Annotated in this window: 9 protein-coding genes; all 9 read left to right on the forward strand. The window is 37.0% G+C overall.

All coding sequences use genetic code 11. The features are described 5' to 3' along the window. The first annotated feature begins 48 nt into the window (after positions 1–48). The 9 genes from CC92_RS0118415 (at position 49) to CC92_RS0118450 (ending at position 15591) form a co-directional block, all read left to right on the forward strand. A complete protein-coding gene (locus CC92_RS0118415; RefSeq protein WP_031420594.1) occupies positions 49–2424 on the forward strand; it encodes a VirB4-like conjugal transfer ATPase, CD1110 family in 2376 nt (791 codons plus the stop codon). 127 nt (positions 2425–2551) lie between these two features. Then, positions 2552–2899 (forward strand): cupin domain-containing protein, encoded by a 348-nt coding sequence (locus tag CC92_RS0118420; protein WP_031420596.1) that lies wholly within the window; start codon positions 2552–2554, stop codon positions 2897–2899. A 126-nt stretch (positions 2900–3025) separates the two neighbouring features. Beyond that, complete coding sequence (locus tag CC92_RS0118425; protein ID WP_031420597.1) at positions 3026–4963, forward strand: C40 family peptidase; 1938 nt, start codon at positions 3026–3028, stop codon at positions 4961–4963. Positions 4964–5061: 98 nt separating this feature from the next. Beyond that, entirely contained in the window at positions 5062–5973 is a 912-nt protein-coding gene (locus CC92_RS0118430) for a hypothetical protein (RefSeq protein ID WP_031420599.1), read from the forward strand. Between the two features lie 34 nt (positions 5974–6007). Then, positions 6008–6379, forward strand: a complete 372-nt coding sequence (locus CC92_RS0118435) for a hypothetical protein (RefSeq protein WP_031420601.1) — start codon at positions 6008–6010, stop codon at positions 6377–6379. An 816-nt stretch (positions 6380–7195) separates the two neighbouring features. Beyond that, positions 7196–7561 (forward strand): TnpV protein, encoded by a 366-nt coding sequence (locus CC92_RS23535; RefSeq protein ID WP_242847875.1) that lies wholly within the window; start codon positions 7196–7198, stop codon positions 7559–7561. 3671 nt (positions 7562–11232) lie between these two features. Further along, a complete protein-coding gene (locus tag CC92_RS23540; RefSeq protein ID WP_278246076.1) occupies positions 11233–13788 on the forward strand; it encodes a helicase-related protein in 2556 nt (851 codons plus the stop codon). 149 nt (positions 13789–13937) lie between these two features. Further along, positions 13938–14642 (forward strand): SpoVG family protein, encoded by a 705-nt coding sequence (locus CC92_RS0118445; protein ID WP_031420603.1) that lies wholly within the window; start codon positions 13938–13940, stop codon positions 14640–14642. A gap of 61 nt (positions 14643–14703) precedes the next feature. Continuing rightward, positions 14704–15591, forward strand: a complete 888-nt coding sequence (locus CC92_RS0118450; protein WP_031420604.1) for a DUF6674 family protein — start codon at positions 14704–14706, stop codon at positions 15589–15591. The last annotated feature ends 67 nt before the right edge of the window (positions 15592–15658 follow it).

Genomic DNA, 15658 nt, shown 5'->3' on the forward strand with positions numbered 1-15658 from the left:
CCGGCTAGTGCATTTTAATGCAAAATGCATAGAAAGAGAGGCAAACAGATGAGTTTATTTTCAGACGGATTTAAGGAGCTTAAGAAAGCAAGCGAACCGATTTACAAAACGCCAAAGTCCATTCAGGAAACCATTGAAATTATGGCGGTGGCGGAAAATGGAATCTTTGAGGTGGCAAAGAACCGTTATTCAAAGAGTTACCGCTTTCAGGATATTAATTATACCACCACAAAGGAGGAAGAGCAGATAGATGTATTTGAAAGATACTGTAAATTCCTCAATTCGCTTGATTGTAATTTTAAGATTACAATCAACAACAAGAATAAGAACATGGTAGATTTAAGAAAAATTGTGCTTCTACAGTATAAGAAAGATGGATTTGATCATTTCCGTAAAACCTACAATGACATTATTGAAGACAAAATCAGAGAGGGGAGACAGGGAATAGAGCAGCAGAGATATTTAACGCTTACAATTGAACGTAAGAATTTTGAAGAAGCAAAAGCGCAGTTTGCAACTTTGGAAGCAACAGTCCATAAGGCGTTTATTGAACTTGGAGCCGATATCGTTCCCCTTACAGGGAATGAAAGATTAAAGGTACTCTACGATTATTATCACTTAGGGAATGAAGAACAGTTTGAATTTGATCTGAAAGATTCAAAGATAGTGGGAACTGATTTTACAAATGACCTTTGCAATGGAATGGTGAAATATTTTCCGGAGCACTTTGAGGATGAGAGAAAATTTTGTAAGGCACTATTTATAAAGAAATATCCAAGCAGTTTATCGGATCGCTTTTTAAATGAAATCACGAGTCTTCCAGTACATTCTATTACTAGTATTGATGTAGTGCCAATACCAAAGGATTTGACAACAAAGACTTTGCAGAAGAAATATCTTGGAATAGAAAGTGATATTATTAAGCAGCAAAGGGTACGAAATAAGAATAATGATTTTGCAACAGAAATCTCTTATGCAAAGAGAACTGAGAAGAAGGAAATTGAAGAAATCATGGATGATGTTAGAGAGAATGACCAGTGCCTGTTTTACGTAGCGGTTACGATTGTTCTAATGGCAGATTCAAAGAAGGAACTTGATAGTATTTGCGAAACAGTACAAACCATTGGAAAGCGTAATTCATGTACCATAGATGTACATTATTTAAAACAGAGAGAGGCACTAAATACTGCATTGCCAATTGGAGTAAGACAGGTGGAAACGATGAGAACCATGCTTACCCAGAGCCTTGCGGTTTTAATGCCTTTTAATGTTCAGGAACTGAATGATGTCGGCGGTAATTACTATGGAATCAATCAGGTTTCTAAGAATATTAATGTTGGTAATCGTAAGAAATTAATTAATGGTAATGGTTTTATATTCGGAGTACCTGGTTCGGGTAAGTCCTTCTTTGCAAAGCAGGAGATGGGAAATGTATTACTCAATACAGATGATGACATTATTATCGTGGATCCTATGAATGAGTATTTTGATATTGCTCATACATTCAAAGGAGTTGTAGTTAATATGTCAACTTACACGGATAACTACGTAAATCCGCTTGATATGGATGTATGGAATTTGGATTTGAATGATACGAAAGGTTGGATTCGAGATAAAGGTGAATTTATGCTGGGGCTTTGTGAACAGTGTATGGGAGATACTTTAAATTCCAGACAGAAATCAATTATTGATCGATGTGTAAGAAAACTATATATCGATATTGCCAAAGCGAAAGAAAAGTATATTCCTATTATGTCTGATTTCTATCAGGTGTTGCTTGAACAGCCAGAGGATGAAGCAAAGGATATTGCATTATCTCTTGAATTATTTGTAAATGGTTCCTTGAATATCTTTAATCACCAGACCAATGTAGATATTGAAAATCGTTTTATTGTATATGGTATTCGTGATTTGGGAGCAGAACTTTCTCCAATTACCATGTTGGTTATGATGGAAAATATTCAAAATCGTATCATTGAAAATGCAAAGAATGGGAAAGCGACCTGGCTGTATCTGGATGAATTTCATGTTTTATTAAATCGTGAATATTCTGCTAAATATCTTCAAGGGTTGTGGAAGAAGGTAAGAAAACAGGGCGGATTATGTACTGGAATTACCCAGAACGTAGTGGATTTGTTACAGAATTATGTGGCAACTACAATGCTTGCTAACTCAGAATTTGTTGCATTGCTAAAACAGGCTAATACAGATAGCTCTAAGTTAGCAGAAGTGATTGGAATCTCAGAAGCACAGCTTCGTTTTGTAACAAATACTTCAGCTGGCATGGGGTTAATTAAATGTGGTAGTGTGGTCATTCCTTTTGACAACACAATAAGTAAGGATACAGAAATTTATAAGCTTTATAATACCAATATTCATGAGAAGATTGCTGAGGAGAAAGCGAAAAAGATGATGGTAGAATAGAATTGTTTACTAGTGCTTGTTATGGTAAAATTGGTTTAGATATCAAATCGTAGAAAAGAAATTAACTATAATATGCCCAAATGGGGGTATATTATAGTTAAAGCTTAAATTAAAGGAGGATTAATCTATGAACAAGTTTATTTTCAATGATTATTTTCATGAGCCACAGGGAAAAATCGCAAAGCGTATGCTTTTCAAAAGCGATAATGTAATTGCCTTCATTCTAAACATTGCAAAAGGGGAAATACTACCGGGACATACACATCTAGAATCAACCCTTTTTCTGCAAGTCATGGAGGGTAATGCTAAGGTTGTCACTGATGGCAATGAAACTTCGTTACAGGTGGGCGAGTTAATGCAGGTTGATGGACAGGAAAGCTTGCAGGTTATAAACACCGGTGAAGATGTCTTACGACTTTACGTCACAATTTCACCAATGGGTTCGGATGCTTTTGCAACAGATGCAAATGTTTAATGACTTATCTTTATGCTTGCCATATAAAAAACTGTGATTTTGAACAGATGTAACGCAAACTAAATAGTAATTAAAATGCCATTATGGAGTTATTAACTCTATAGTGGCATTTTTTTATGAAAGAAGGTGAAAAATTTGAAGATTAAGAAAGTTGATGATAAACCAATGATCATCCATACCAAGGAAAAGACCAAAATTCATATGCATGAAAATCAAGATGCAAAGATTAAAGGTCATAACGTATATACGGTGGATCATTCGCCAATGAGTAAGGGCAGCACAACAAAGCAGACCGAGTCAGTGAATCAAGGTAAGGAGTCATATCGCAAGAGTACCATTCATCAAAATAGATTACGTAACCTAAATCCAATTTATCAATACCGACAGAAGCGGAAAGATTCTAATCGTTCTGTAAAAATTAAGAATTCTACTATTAAGAACGCAGGATTAATTAGTGCTAGTACAACGGTGAATCAGCTAGAAGGTGGAGAAGAAATACGAAATAGTGCAATGATTGCTTCCACTATAGCAAGACCAGTAACTGGTTCGGCTTCAAAAGGAGCAGCACTTTTTCGCAAGAAGGTTTTAGAAGAGCGCAAAGCTAAGATTAAGAAGGTGGAAGATGGAAAGAAACTTGGCAGGAAGAAGATTCGAGATACAGCTACTGGTTCAGCACGAAAGTTTGCTAAGGATTCTGCAAAGAAGGCATCCAAAGATTCTGCTAAATTTGCGGCTAAAGAATTTGCTAAAGTTGGAGCAAAGGTGGCAGGAACCGCAGCAGGGACTGCGGCAACAGGTCCGGCAGGACCATTAATTGGATTGGAAGTGGGCGAAGCAGTTGGATTTAAGCTAGACAGAAATGATGTGAAACGAACAAATCGCAATAGAAAGTTAAAATTCTTTTTCGATAAGATGAAATCGGAGGACAATCAGACAGATAGTTTTGCGAAACTTGTAAAAGATTTGATTTTTAAACAAGCATCTGTAGCAATTAAATACATTATCAAATATGTTGGAATTGCGTTGCTTATATTGTTTCTGCTAATTGCAGTTGCTGTGCTTCCCGTAATTCTAATAATTGCAATTATCTATAATTCACCCCTTGCTATATTTTTCCCGCCACTGGAAAGCGGAGACACGGTTATGTCTGTTACAAGCCAGTATGAAGCAGAATTCAATCGTGACGTAAATACGTTAGCAAGTAATCATACTGGATACGATGATGGAATTGTCGTATATGTGGATTATGAAGGTATGTCGGCAAGCCCATCAAACTATTATGACATCATGGCGGTATACATGGTGAAATATGGGGTGGGTGATACTGCAACAATTATGAATACTACATCCAAAGCAAAGCTTAAATCAGTTTTTGATGATATGTGCAGTTATACTACAACATCTGAAACTGAAACAGTAGAAAATGAGGATGGAACGACAAGTTCAACAACGGTATTGCATGTGAATGTAACCTTGAAATCCTATAGAGATATGATTTCTATTTATAACTTTAATTCGGATGAAGTTGAGTTACTTGAAATTACAATGGATCCGGAAAATCTTGTGTTGATTGGATATACAGGTGGTACTGGTGGTGGAAGTGGAGGTGGCAATGCTGTTTCAGAACTTTCACAGGCGGAGATTACTGCAATAGTCAGTGGAATTACAGATGCAAAAGCAAAGCAGACATGTACTTATGCACTTAACAAGGTTGGATATCCGTATAGTCAGGATTATCGTGACAGTGGAAACTATTATGATTGTTCTTCGCTGGCATATTATTCATGGAAGGCAGCAGGTATAGATATTAGCTATGGTGGAGCAACAACAGCAGCAGCGGAAGGTCAAGGGCTGGATGAGGCTGGAAAGGAAGTTAGCTATGAAGAGATTCAGCCAGGTGATTTGATATTTTACAGTTATTGCAGTAATGGGCGGTATAAGAATATCAGTCATGTAGCTATTTATGTAGGAAATGGTAAAGCAGTAGAAGCATTAAATGAAACGGTAGGCGTTATTTACCGTGATGTTAGCACAGGTAGTATTGTCATGATTGGAAGACCATAGTGTCATAACCAAATTACGAATGTGCAAGTAAATAAAATATGTATGAATAACAGGGCAGAGCCAATAGGTTTTGCCCTCTATTAGATTGGAGGCTATATATGGAACTAAACAATATGATATTAGTTACAGAGAACTGGAAGGGAAGAGAAACTAATTTTCTTCTAACAATTGAGGATTACAAAGAATCCGTAGTGTCAACGTTATATGCTTCACCATCAGAGACAGTGGATGCAATGATAGATTTATGTGAAAGTTGGAAAGAACCCGAGCACTGGGCAGAATTATATTTCACTTCAAATAAATCAATATCTGCTCGCTACTGTAATGGAGAAGAACAACTTCGTAAATTTCTATATGGATACTTTAATGATCCAGACAATACCTGGGAATTCGATGATAAAAGATGCAGTGCAGCTAGTCTAGAGATTCTCAAAGGGATAGGAATAACAACGGATGGAAAAGGTTCAGGAATTCAATACACCTATGAAGCGGTAATAAAAACATTTGAACAGGGCGAAATTCTTCATAATTTTAATGGTTCAGATTATAGAGTGCTTGAGAAACTGGCCGCAAGAAATCTGATGTTGATGAATGAGCGTAATGGTGAATTTATGGTTGCAATTGGTGTGGATTTTTATGTTCGACATCCTAAAGGCGATATGCCAAGTACCAATAACATGGTGTATGGAATTGAATGGAATCACGGCATTTATTATAGTCAAACACCATCAACAATAGATTTTAGAGAGATTAGAGATAAGTATGGAGAAGTAAAAGAAGTGATTTCTTTACAGGATTTTAGAAATGAACTGGCGGATAAATTTCACTTTTATCGAAAGATCATAGATAGCTCTTTGCTTGAAACAGCTGTAAAGGAAACAGCGCAAAACAGTATTTATGAAGTGTTTCAAACTGGTCGGGAGGAAGTCTTTCAGAAAAATCTGAATGCTGGTATGTATGACCGTAAATTCCTTGGAATACCAGAAACCAGTAGGGACATGGCAAGATAGACAAACTAACAATAAGAAGATGGAGGATTTTAATATGAGTAAATTAGCAGGTAATGATTTAATGAAGGATATGGAATTTTTAATAAATGAACTTCACAAGGAATGGGATAGAAGTGGAGCAACAAAGGCTACTGTAATCATTGGAATTGAAGAAGCAATAGAAGTTAATCAGGCTTTAGCAGCCAAGATTATGGAAAAGCAGGAACTGCTTGAAAAAAATGAACTGTCTTTTAAGCAAAGCATTGGTCTTTCTAGAGAAAATTATGTATTACTCAGATTGGTTAAGAAGATTAAAGCAAAGGAAGATAAGACAAATGACAAAGGTCTTGATATGGAGTTTTCTGTACCTCTTGATAAGGAAGAATATAAACTTTTTAAGAGTATGTTTAGCCCTAAGCTTGTGTAGTGATTTGAAAAACAATTAGGAAGGAGCAGTATATGAGAGTAGATAATCAAGTGCAACAGCTTTATGATGTGATGATAAAAGATGTCACTACCAATGAAGGAAAATGGCGAGATGTATGTCATATGATTGGGCAGTTATATCGTTATGAGTTTGATAATATTCTTATGGTGTATGCACAACGTCCCCAAGCAACCTTAGTGGCTGATTTTGATACTTGGAAAAAGGTTGACCGTTTCGTGAAACAAGGAAGTAAAGGAATAGCAATATTTCCATCAAGAGCCTTGAAGCCATATATGAGACATGTATTTGATATATCAGATACGGGTGGAAGGAATAGGCAATTAACATGGAATTTAGATGAGAATAATTTGTTGGATTACATGAATTATCTGGCATCAGAAGGACGTATCACTCAGCTTGAAGGCACAGAACAGGAATATTTGAAAGAACAGCTAAAACTCTTTACACAAACTGACGTTCGGAGTATAATAAAAGAGGAATTCGATGAACGAATGACAGAAATTATGCAACTAACAGGTAGTGTGATTAAGGATTTTAATGATGAAACGCAAGAGCTTACTGTAGAACAGATGGTGTATAAAAGCATCATGTATGCAGTAGGAACAAGATGTGGGTTTGACTTATCCGGCGAAGAACAGGATTTTAGTCAGATTGTAAACTTTTCTGATGAAGAAGTGGTTTACCGCCTTGGTTCTCTTGTATGCGATGTCTCCTGTAGTGTTCTTAGAGAGTTTAGCAAAAATCTAAAAACAATTGAACGGCAGAAGGATATTTCTGCGGAAAGGAGAATAGCATATGGCAGAAGTGACATTAACGTACACGGAAGTGGACGGACTATTGTACCCGAATCTAGTATTACCACAGGAGGAAGAGAAAAACCTTCTGAATCTAGGCAAATATGGAATGATGGCACTGAATTATCTGAAGGAGAACGAAGTAAGCAGATACAAGACACTTTACCGCTTCGGGAAACTAGCACAGAAGATGCACGAAGTGGACGAGGAAGCGAACCAGTTGTTAGATACACTGATGGAGAGTTACCTAAAGAAGAACAAACCAGTGGATCCCAATTCAACCATGGAGATGTGGAAGATAAGGGAACAGGCGAAGATGCAGGCAGAGGAAATCGTACTAAGTCAGATAGTAATGCGTTTTCATTAGAAAATACATCTGAAGTTCCACTAGAAGAAGCACAAGATAATGAACTGAATAAAGAATTAGATGAAATAAATTCATTAGGACAATCAAGGGAAGCCGAGTATCATCAGGCTTCCTTTTTTGACGTTTCAATGGAAAAAACATCAGCTTCTAAGTTCACATATATACATCCAAAGAAAGAACTTGTAGTACCACATGAATATATTGTTGATGTTGTAAAACGTGGCACTGGTTTTGAAGGCGGCAAGAAACGTGTTTGTGATATTTATGAGAATGTGATGGAAGCATCGGAACGAACCAAACTAATAAAGAAGGAATATGGTCTTGGCGGTGCCGGATGGCCAATTGAGGGTTATGGTCTTCATGGTTATGATTCTTTCAAAGCCAATGGACTTCGCTTTCAATGGAAAGATACGGAAGGTGAGAAAGAAGGCTATGTTAGTTGGTCGTCAATAGAGAGTGAAATCGGTGTATTAATTCTAACTGGAGAGTATATACAAACACGAACAAGTATTGATGAAATATCCATGGATGGAGATAGAGAAGATCTCAATATTACTGAGGACGCCATTGAAATGTCAGATGCGGAACAAGTGCTTGATGATTTTTCAATACCAGATGAGCTTGATGAAATGCAAGGGATGTCTGATGAAGAACTTGCAGAGGAAGATCGGTTAGTTACAGAAGCTGAATATAGAGCGGAAATAGAAGCGGAAAATGAAGCATATGATGATTTACTGCATGGAGAAGTGATAGATGTAGATGGAAGTGTTATTAATTCTAGATCTGAATTTCCGGAGTCATTAAGACAAGTAGAATTAATGGATGGAGAACTTCGACAAGCTATTGAGATTTATGTTACGGAATGTTCTTCTATAAAACCATATCAGCCTTTTCTTAAAGTAATATATGAAAGTAACTTGTTGCCACCTGACAAGATTAGTTTTGTTACCAGAATAATCAACCACAGTGGAAAAGAATACTCCCAAGCGTATTCTAATAATGCCTATGGATTGATTGAATACAATCAGAGCCAGATGGGTGTTATGGTTAATTATAAGGGAAGGGATGGAGAACGGCATAAATCAGATGTGACTTTTGAACAGATTTATGAGGTTTGCGCATATCTAATTAAAGCTGGTAGTTTTGTGGAGAAAGAACAGGATGATAGATTCAATCAGTTATGGAGTGATACACCATTTGATAAGAAAAATCCTATATATCAGGATTTTGAACGCAGATCAGCTTCATATAATGCACCAAAGCCACAGAAACGTAATTTCCATTTTAATTTATGGGAAGTTGAAACTGGTGGGGCAAAGACTAGATACAAATGGAATATTGATGCAATTCATACGTTACGTGTAGTTGAGGAGGAAGGAAGACTTGCAACACCAAAAGAACAACAGGTAATGGCTAAGTTTGTTGGGTGGGGCGGTTTGGCTCAGGTATTTAACAAAGAAGACGATGTGTGGAGTCATGAATTTATAGAACTTAGTAACCTGCTTTCAGAAGATGAATATATAGCTGCTAGAGCAACGGTTAATAATGCTTTTTATACAACACCTGCGATTGCAAGCTGTATGAATCAAGCTTTAATTAATTTTGGATTCCGAAATGGAAATGTTTTAGAACCCTCTATGGGAATCGGCAATTTCTTTGGAAGTCTACCCACACCATTGCAGGGATGTAATTTATATGGAGTCGAGGTAGATAGTATTTCAGGTAGAATTGCAAAGCAGTTATATCAAAATGCTAATATTAGCATTAACGGCTTTGAAAAGACTACCTATCCTGACAACTTCTTTGATGTGGCAATTGGTAATGTACCTTTTGGTGACTATAAACTATATGATCCAAAGTATAATAAGCATAATTTTCGTATTCATGATTATTTTCTCTCAAAAGCAATCGATCAGGTAAGACCCGGCGGTATTGTTGCATTCATTACGACGAAAGGAACACTTGATAAAAGTAATCCTACTGTTAGAAAATATCTTGCAGAAAGAGCGGAACTCATCGGTGCTATTCGACTTCCTAATACAGCATTTCATGGTAATGCAGGTACTGATGTTACAGCAGATATTCTTTTCCTTCAAAAGAGAGAAAGAACAATGTCTGTAGAACCGGATTGGGTGCATTTAGGTTATACGGAGAATGGGATTGCAATAAATTCTTATTTCGTAGAGCATCCCGATATGATGCTTGGAGCAATGGAATACGATAACCGCATGTTTGGCGAGGGAAGTAAGTATACAGCCTGTGTTAACCATGACGATAACTTTAATCTATATGAGGCGTTACAGCGTGCTGTGAAAAAACTTACTGCCACGATTCCAGAGTTAGAACTATTAGAAAATATGGATAATCAACAGAAAGATATTATTCCGGCAAATCCCGAAGTTAGAAATTTCACTTATACCTTTATGGATGGGAAACTTTATTTCAGAGAAAATTCCCAGATGTACCGTAAGGAGGTGAGTGTAAACATGGAAGAACGTATTAAGGCTATGGATAATATTCGAGCAGTAACCAGAGAATTAATAGAGATACAGACGCAGGGGTGCAGTGAGCAGGAATTAGCTGAAAAGCAGAAGGTCTTGAATGAAAGGTATGATGTATTCGCTAAGAAATACGGTTCTATTGCGGAAAGAGAAAATAGTAGAGCCTTTCGTAATGATGCGGATTATCCGCTACTTTGTTCCTTGGAGGTAGTTGATGAAGACGGAATTGCAAAGAAAGCAGATATGTTTTACAAACAGACGATTAAGCCGAAGGTGCAGATTGAAAGAGTAGAGACAGCGGTGGAAGCATTAAATGTTTCTATGAATGAATATGGAAGTGTAAATATTCCTTTTATGCTTAGTATCTATCATCCAGATGTTTCAAAAGCGATGGCTGAACTTCCAGAAGGAAGCAGCTTATCAGAGCACGCAAGAGCAGAGCTTGAACGAGACATTATGATTGAAGAATTAAAAGGCATTATCTATCTAAATCCTATGGCTTACAATGAGAATAACTTGAATGTAGGGTGGGAGAGTGCTGATGAATATTTATCAGGTAATGTAAGGGATAAATTTCGAATAGCAAAAGCATTTGCAGAAAATGATCCGGAATTGTTTGGAGTAAATGCAAAAGCATTAGAACAGGTACAACCAGTTAATTTGGATGCTTCTGAGATTGATGTAAGAATAGGAAGTACCTGGATTGAATCAGAGGATTACGAACAATTTATTTATGAACTGCTAAACACTCCAAGGAGAGCGAGGGCGGTCAGAAGCCAGTATTATAATTCTGGAATTCAGCTTCATTTGAACAAATATACAATGGAATGGTTTGTTGAGAATAAATCAATGGATAAGCATTCTGTGGCAGCTACCAAGACTTATGGTACTGGACGCATGGATGCTTATTCTATTTTTGAACAGACATTGAATCTTAAGACGGTAACAGTTAAGGATCGTGTAGAGGATGGGGATGGAAAATATCATTATGTTGTGAATAAGAATGAGACAATGCTTGCAAGGGAAAAACAGAATCAGATCAAAGAAGCATTTAAGGATTGGATTTTTAAGGATCCTGAACGCCGAGCGAAGTATGTGGAATATTATAATGAAACATTTAATAACAGCAGACTTCGTGAATATGATGGTTCTCATTTGCAGTTTCCTGGTATGAATCCAGAGATTGTACTAAAACCACATCAGAGAAATGCAGTAGCAAGAATTTTAATGGGTGGAAATACCTTACTTGCGCATTGTGTTGGTGCTGGGAAGTCCTTTGAAATGATGGCAGCATGTATGGAACAAAAACGACTTGGACTTGCCAATAAGACAGTAATGGTGGTTCCAAAATCTCTAATAGGACAAACAGCCGGAGAGTTTTTAAGACTTTATCCGTCTGCTAATATTTTGGTAGCAACAGAACGGGACTTTGAGAAGAGTAAGAGAAAGCAGTTTATCTCAAGAATAGCAACAGGAGATTATGATTGTATTATTATGTCTCATTCTCAGTTTGAGAAGGTGCCAATTTCAGCGGAACGGAAAGAGCGTATGATAAATGAGCAGATAGAAGAGATGTCGTATGCAATTGAGGATGCAAAGCGAGCAAATAGTGAGAGATGGACTGTGAAACAGATGGAATCCATGAAGAAGAAATTAGAAGAGCAGCTACGAACTCTTACTGATGAAAGCAGAAAAGATGACTTGATTACATTTGAAGAGTTAGGAATCGATTCCATCATGGTGGATGAGGCACATGGGTATAAGAACCTTGCTATTTTTTCTAAGATGAACAATGTATCTGGCATTTCAAGTTCTGGCGCTAAGAAATCTACGGACATGCAGCTTAAATGTCAGTACATTAGTGAAATCAGTGATGGCAGGGGCGTCGTGTTTGCAACAGGAACTCCAATTAGTAATACAATGTGCGAAATGTATGTTATGCAATCATATTTGCAAAAGAATGCTTTAGAGAGAATGGGTATTTATCATTTTGATTCCTGGGCATCAAACTTTGGAGAGGTAACAACTGCGTTGGAGCTTACTGTTGAAGGAAGCGGGTTCCGGTTTAAAAGTCGTTTTAATAAGTTCACGAATTTACCAGAGCTTATGAATATTTTTAGAGAAGTAGCAGATGTGCAGACCGCAGATATGCTTGATTTAGAGGTACCAAAACTTCGAGATGAAAAGTATACCATTGTTGAGAGTGAACCGGATTGTTACGTAAAGCAGGTGATGGAAAATTTCGTGGTAAGAGCAGAGCGTATCCGTAATGGTGGAGTGGATCCAAGTGAAGATAATTTTTTGAAGATTACACATGAAGCTAGACTGTTAGGAACCGACGCAAGATTATTAGATTCAGATGCACCAAATAATCCGGATGGAAAGCTGAATAAGGTAGTTGATAATATTGCTTTTGAGTATAGGAAGGCTATCAGAGAAGACAAAATAGGATGTCAGTTGGTATTTTCCGATATTGGAACACCCAAATCTTCTTGGTCACCAGAGGAACAGCCAGAAGAATTTGATATTTACAACTATGTAAAGTCAGAATTGGTCAGGAGAGGTATTCCAGCGAATGAAATAGCATTTATTCATGATGCGAAAAGCGATCCACAAAGAGATGCACTATTTAAGGATATGAGGACAGGAAAGAAGAAAATATTGATTGGTTCTACGGATAAGTGTGGGACGGGAGTCAATGTCCAGACTCATTTAGTAGCTATGCATCATATTGATTGTCCTTGGAAACCTTCTAGTATTGAACAAAGAGAAGGCAGGGGGATTAGGCAGGGAAATGAGAATTCTGAAATAGCAGTGTATAGATATGTTACGAAGGGAACCTTTGATGCATATTCCTGGTCATTAGTGGAAAATAAGCAGCGATTTATCAGTCAGGTAATGACAAGTAAATCGGTATCCAGAACCTGTGAGGATATTGATGAAGCTACACTTTCCTACGCGGAGATTAAAGCTGTTGCAACAGGTAATCCACTTATCCGTGAGAAGATGGAGTTAGATAATGATGTACAACGTTTAAAACTCTTAAAAGCATCTTATGACAGTCAGCGATATAGTTTGCAGGATAATTTCATGCTACGTTTTCCGAAGCTTATTAAAGCAGCAGAAGAGAAACTTGCCTGTGTCCGTGAGGATATTATGACGAGAGACAAACAGTTAATCGCAAGTCCAGAGTTTTGTATAACCATTGGTAAATCACAATTTGCTGAACGAGTGGATGGTGGGACGGTAATGCTTGAAGCTATCAGTAAATGCAAGACAGGTGATATTTATCCAATTGGCAGATTCAAAGGGTTTGATTTGCTTGTAGAGAAGAATTATATGGGAGTAAATTATATGGTCCTTCGTGGCAAGACTGAGTATAAAGCAGAACTTAGTACGAGCCCTGTTGGTAATATGGTCAAGCTTGAAAACACATTTAATGGGTTATCTGAAAATGAAGAATTTCTGATTAAGAAGATAGATCAGTACCAACGGGACATGGAACAGTCAAAGCAGGAGTATGAAAAGCCATTTTCGTACGAAACAGAGCTTAAAGAGAAACTGGCAAGGCAGTTTGCGTTAAATGCAGAGCTGGATCTTGAAAACAGCAAGGTGGAAGATGTTGATTTGAATGGCGTAGAAGGTAAGGATAATGACGTTCCAGACAGTAATGTGGCAGAGCGAGGAAATGACTACTTAAACGGACAGGATAATATGAGGAGGTAGTCATGCTCTATCATGTTTTAGTGATTATATTAGGTAAATAAATGATTATAGCAGGAATATTTATTGTAGTTGGGATTGTCATTTTGGCAGTCCCTTTTTAATAAAAATATATTTTTACGTATGCCAGAAGCATACAGAGAGAGGATTTTATGAAGTATTCAATCAGAGCAAATGAAATTAAGGGAAATGAAAGGCAACAAGGTGAGAATGCATCTCACCTAAGAGGTTTTGCAACATTAATCATTGGAAATGACTTTAAAATATCCAATATTGCAATTTTGGAAAGTAATGAGGGTAAGCTTTTTGTGTCAATGCCACGCTACAAATCCAGTGATAAAGATGAAAAGGGTGCGAATGTATATAAGGATGTATGCAATCCAATTACAAAAGAATTTCGTGAGGAACTTTATGACAATATATTAGAGGCTTTTGAGAAGGCAAAGTATGCAGATAAAACTGAAGAAGTGAAGAGCCAGGAGGGAACAGAGATGCCTGGTTTTTCAGTTTCAGTAACTCCATTTGAAAGAGAAGGAAGTAATATTCAAGGACTAGCACGCATTTATTTCGAAGATTGCTTTATTGTAAATAATGTATCCATTCTTCAAGGAAAAGAAGAGAGTTTATTTGTTGCAATGCCATCTTATCGTACAAAACAGGTGGATGAGAATCAGAAGGCGGTCTATCAGGATGTTTGTTATCCAGTAACAAAGGAATTTCGTGAGAAATTGTATGGGGAATTAATATCGTCATATCAGGAGGCGAAGGATAAACTGGAAACTGCGACACAGGTACAGGTACAAGGAAGTGTGGCAGTGAGTGTTGGACAACAGGAGAGAGAGACACCATTTCGCTAAAAGATATTTATGATTTTGGCGGTGCGAAAGCATCGCCTCATATAGAATGGAGGAAAGTTATATGGAGAAAATGAATATTACATTGACACAGGATGAAATGGTAATGGAGCTAATTAGGCTTTTGAAAGAAAATCAGATGAAGGATAAAGCAAATGATATTTTTGAATCGGCAATTTATGTAGATGGACTTGAGAAAAAGTTAGATCAGGTTGCTACAGAATTAAATGCAGTAAAAAAGCAACTTGATGATTTGCAGGAACAACAGATGATGAAATCTATCAAGGCACAATTAGCGAACGCATCAGAACGCATGGAAGCTTTATGCAATAGCATGAAAGAGCAGTTGTTCGAAGTTAAGACGGAATTTAAAGAAAAAGCTACATCTATTGTTACAGAAGTCAAGGCAAAGGGAAAAGAAGGATTAAATCGTATATCAGAGTTTTTTGGAGTTAAAGAAAAACTTAAAAAGCTCCGCATGAATGTAAGAGAAGCAGGTATTGAAACGGATAAGACAATAGTCAAGATTGATCGTTTTGGGGCAGATATTAGGGAAGCAGGGAGATCTGTTTCTAATGCTTTTCGTACTTTTGCTGATAAAGAAATGGTAGATTATTCAATGGTAGAAAAATCTTTTTCTAAAACTGAGATAACAAAGAAACCTTGGGAATGGAAAAGGAAGCTATTTGTGGGAATGGAACTACGATTAGATGCTGTGATTGATAAAATTGATAATCTTGCGAAAGATATAGAACTTAACAAGATGGAGAAGCATGATTTTGACAAAGTGGATAGAGATGTGATTTCACCTGGAGCAATTTCAATGATAGCTGAAAATATGGAATGTCAGTATGGAAGTGAAGCATTTGAAACATTTCAGAAACAGGAGAGAAGTAAGGAGGTCGGTGATCAGATAGTAGAGACAATTATTAAGCAAGATAGCATGAGATGATAGACTATGAGGGTAAGTACAGAAATATTTCTTTTCAATCTTTAGTGGATATGCGAATTATTTTGAT

The sequence above is a fragment of the Lachnoclostridium phytofermentans genome, assembly GCF_000733755.1.
Classification (GTDB): Bacteria; Bacillota; Clostridia; order Lachnospirales; family Lachnospiraceae; genus Lachnoclostridium; species Lachnoclostridium phytofermentans_A.

Excerpts from the sequence above, each read along its gene's own strand:
- CC92_RS0118430 (WP_031420599.1), top strand. The coding sequence starts at position 5,062 with ATGGAACTAAACAATATGATATTAGTTACAGAGAACTGGAAGGGAAGA.
- CC92_RS0118435 (WP_031420601.1), top strand. The coding sequence starts at position 6,008 with ATGAGTAAATTAGCAGGTAATGATTTAATGAAGGATATGGAATTTTTA.
- CC92_RS0118450 (WP_031420604.1), top strand. The coding sequence starts at position 14,704 with ATGGAGAAAATGAATATTACATTGACACAGGATGAAATGGTAATGGAG.
- CC92_RS0118445 (WP_031420603.1), top strand. The coding sequence starts at position 13,938 with ATGAAGTATTCAATCAGAGCAAATGAAATTAAGGGAAATGAAAGGCAA.
- CC92_RS0118415 (WP_031420594.1), top strand. The coding sequence starts at position 49 with ATGAGTTTATTTTCAGACGGATTTAAGGAGCTTAAGAAAGCAAGCGAA.
- CC92_RS0118420 (WP_031420596.1), top strand. The coding sequence starts at position 2,552 with ATGAACAAGTTTATTTTCAATGATTATTTTCATGAGCCACAGGGAAAA.
- CC92_RS23540 (WP_278246076.1), top strand. The coding sequence starts at position 11,233 with ATGAATCCAGAGATTGTACTAAAACCACATCAGAGAAATGCAGTAGCA.
- CC92_RS23535 (WP_242847875.1), top strand. The coding sequence starts at position 7,196 with ATGGCAGAAGTGACATTAACGTACACGGAAGTGGACGGACTATTGTAC.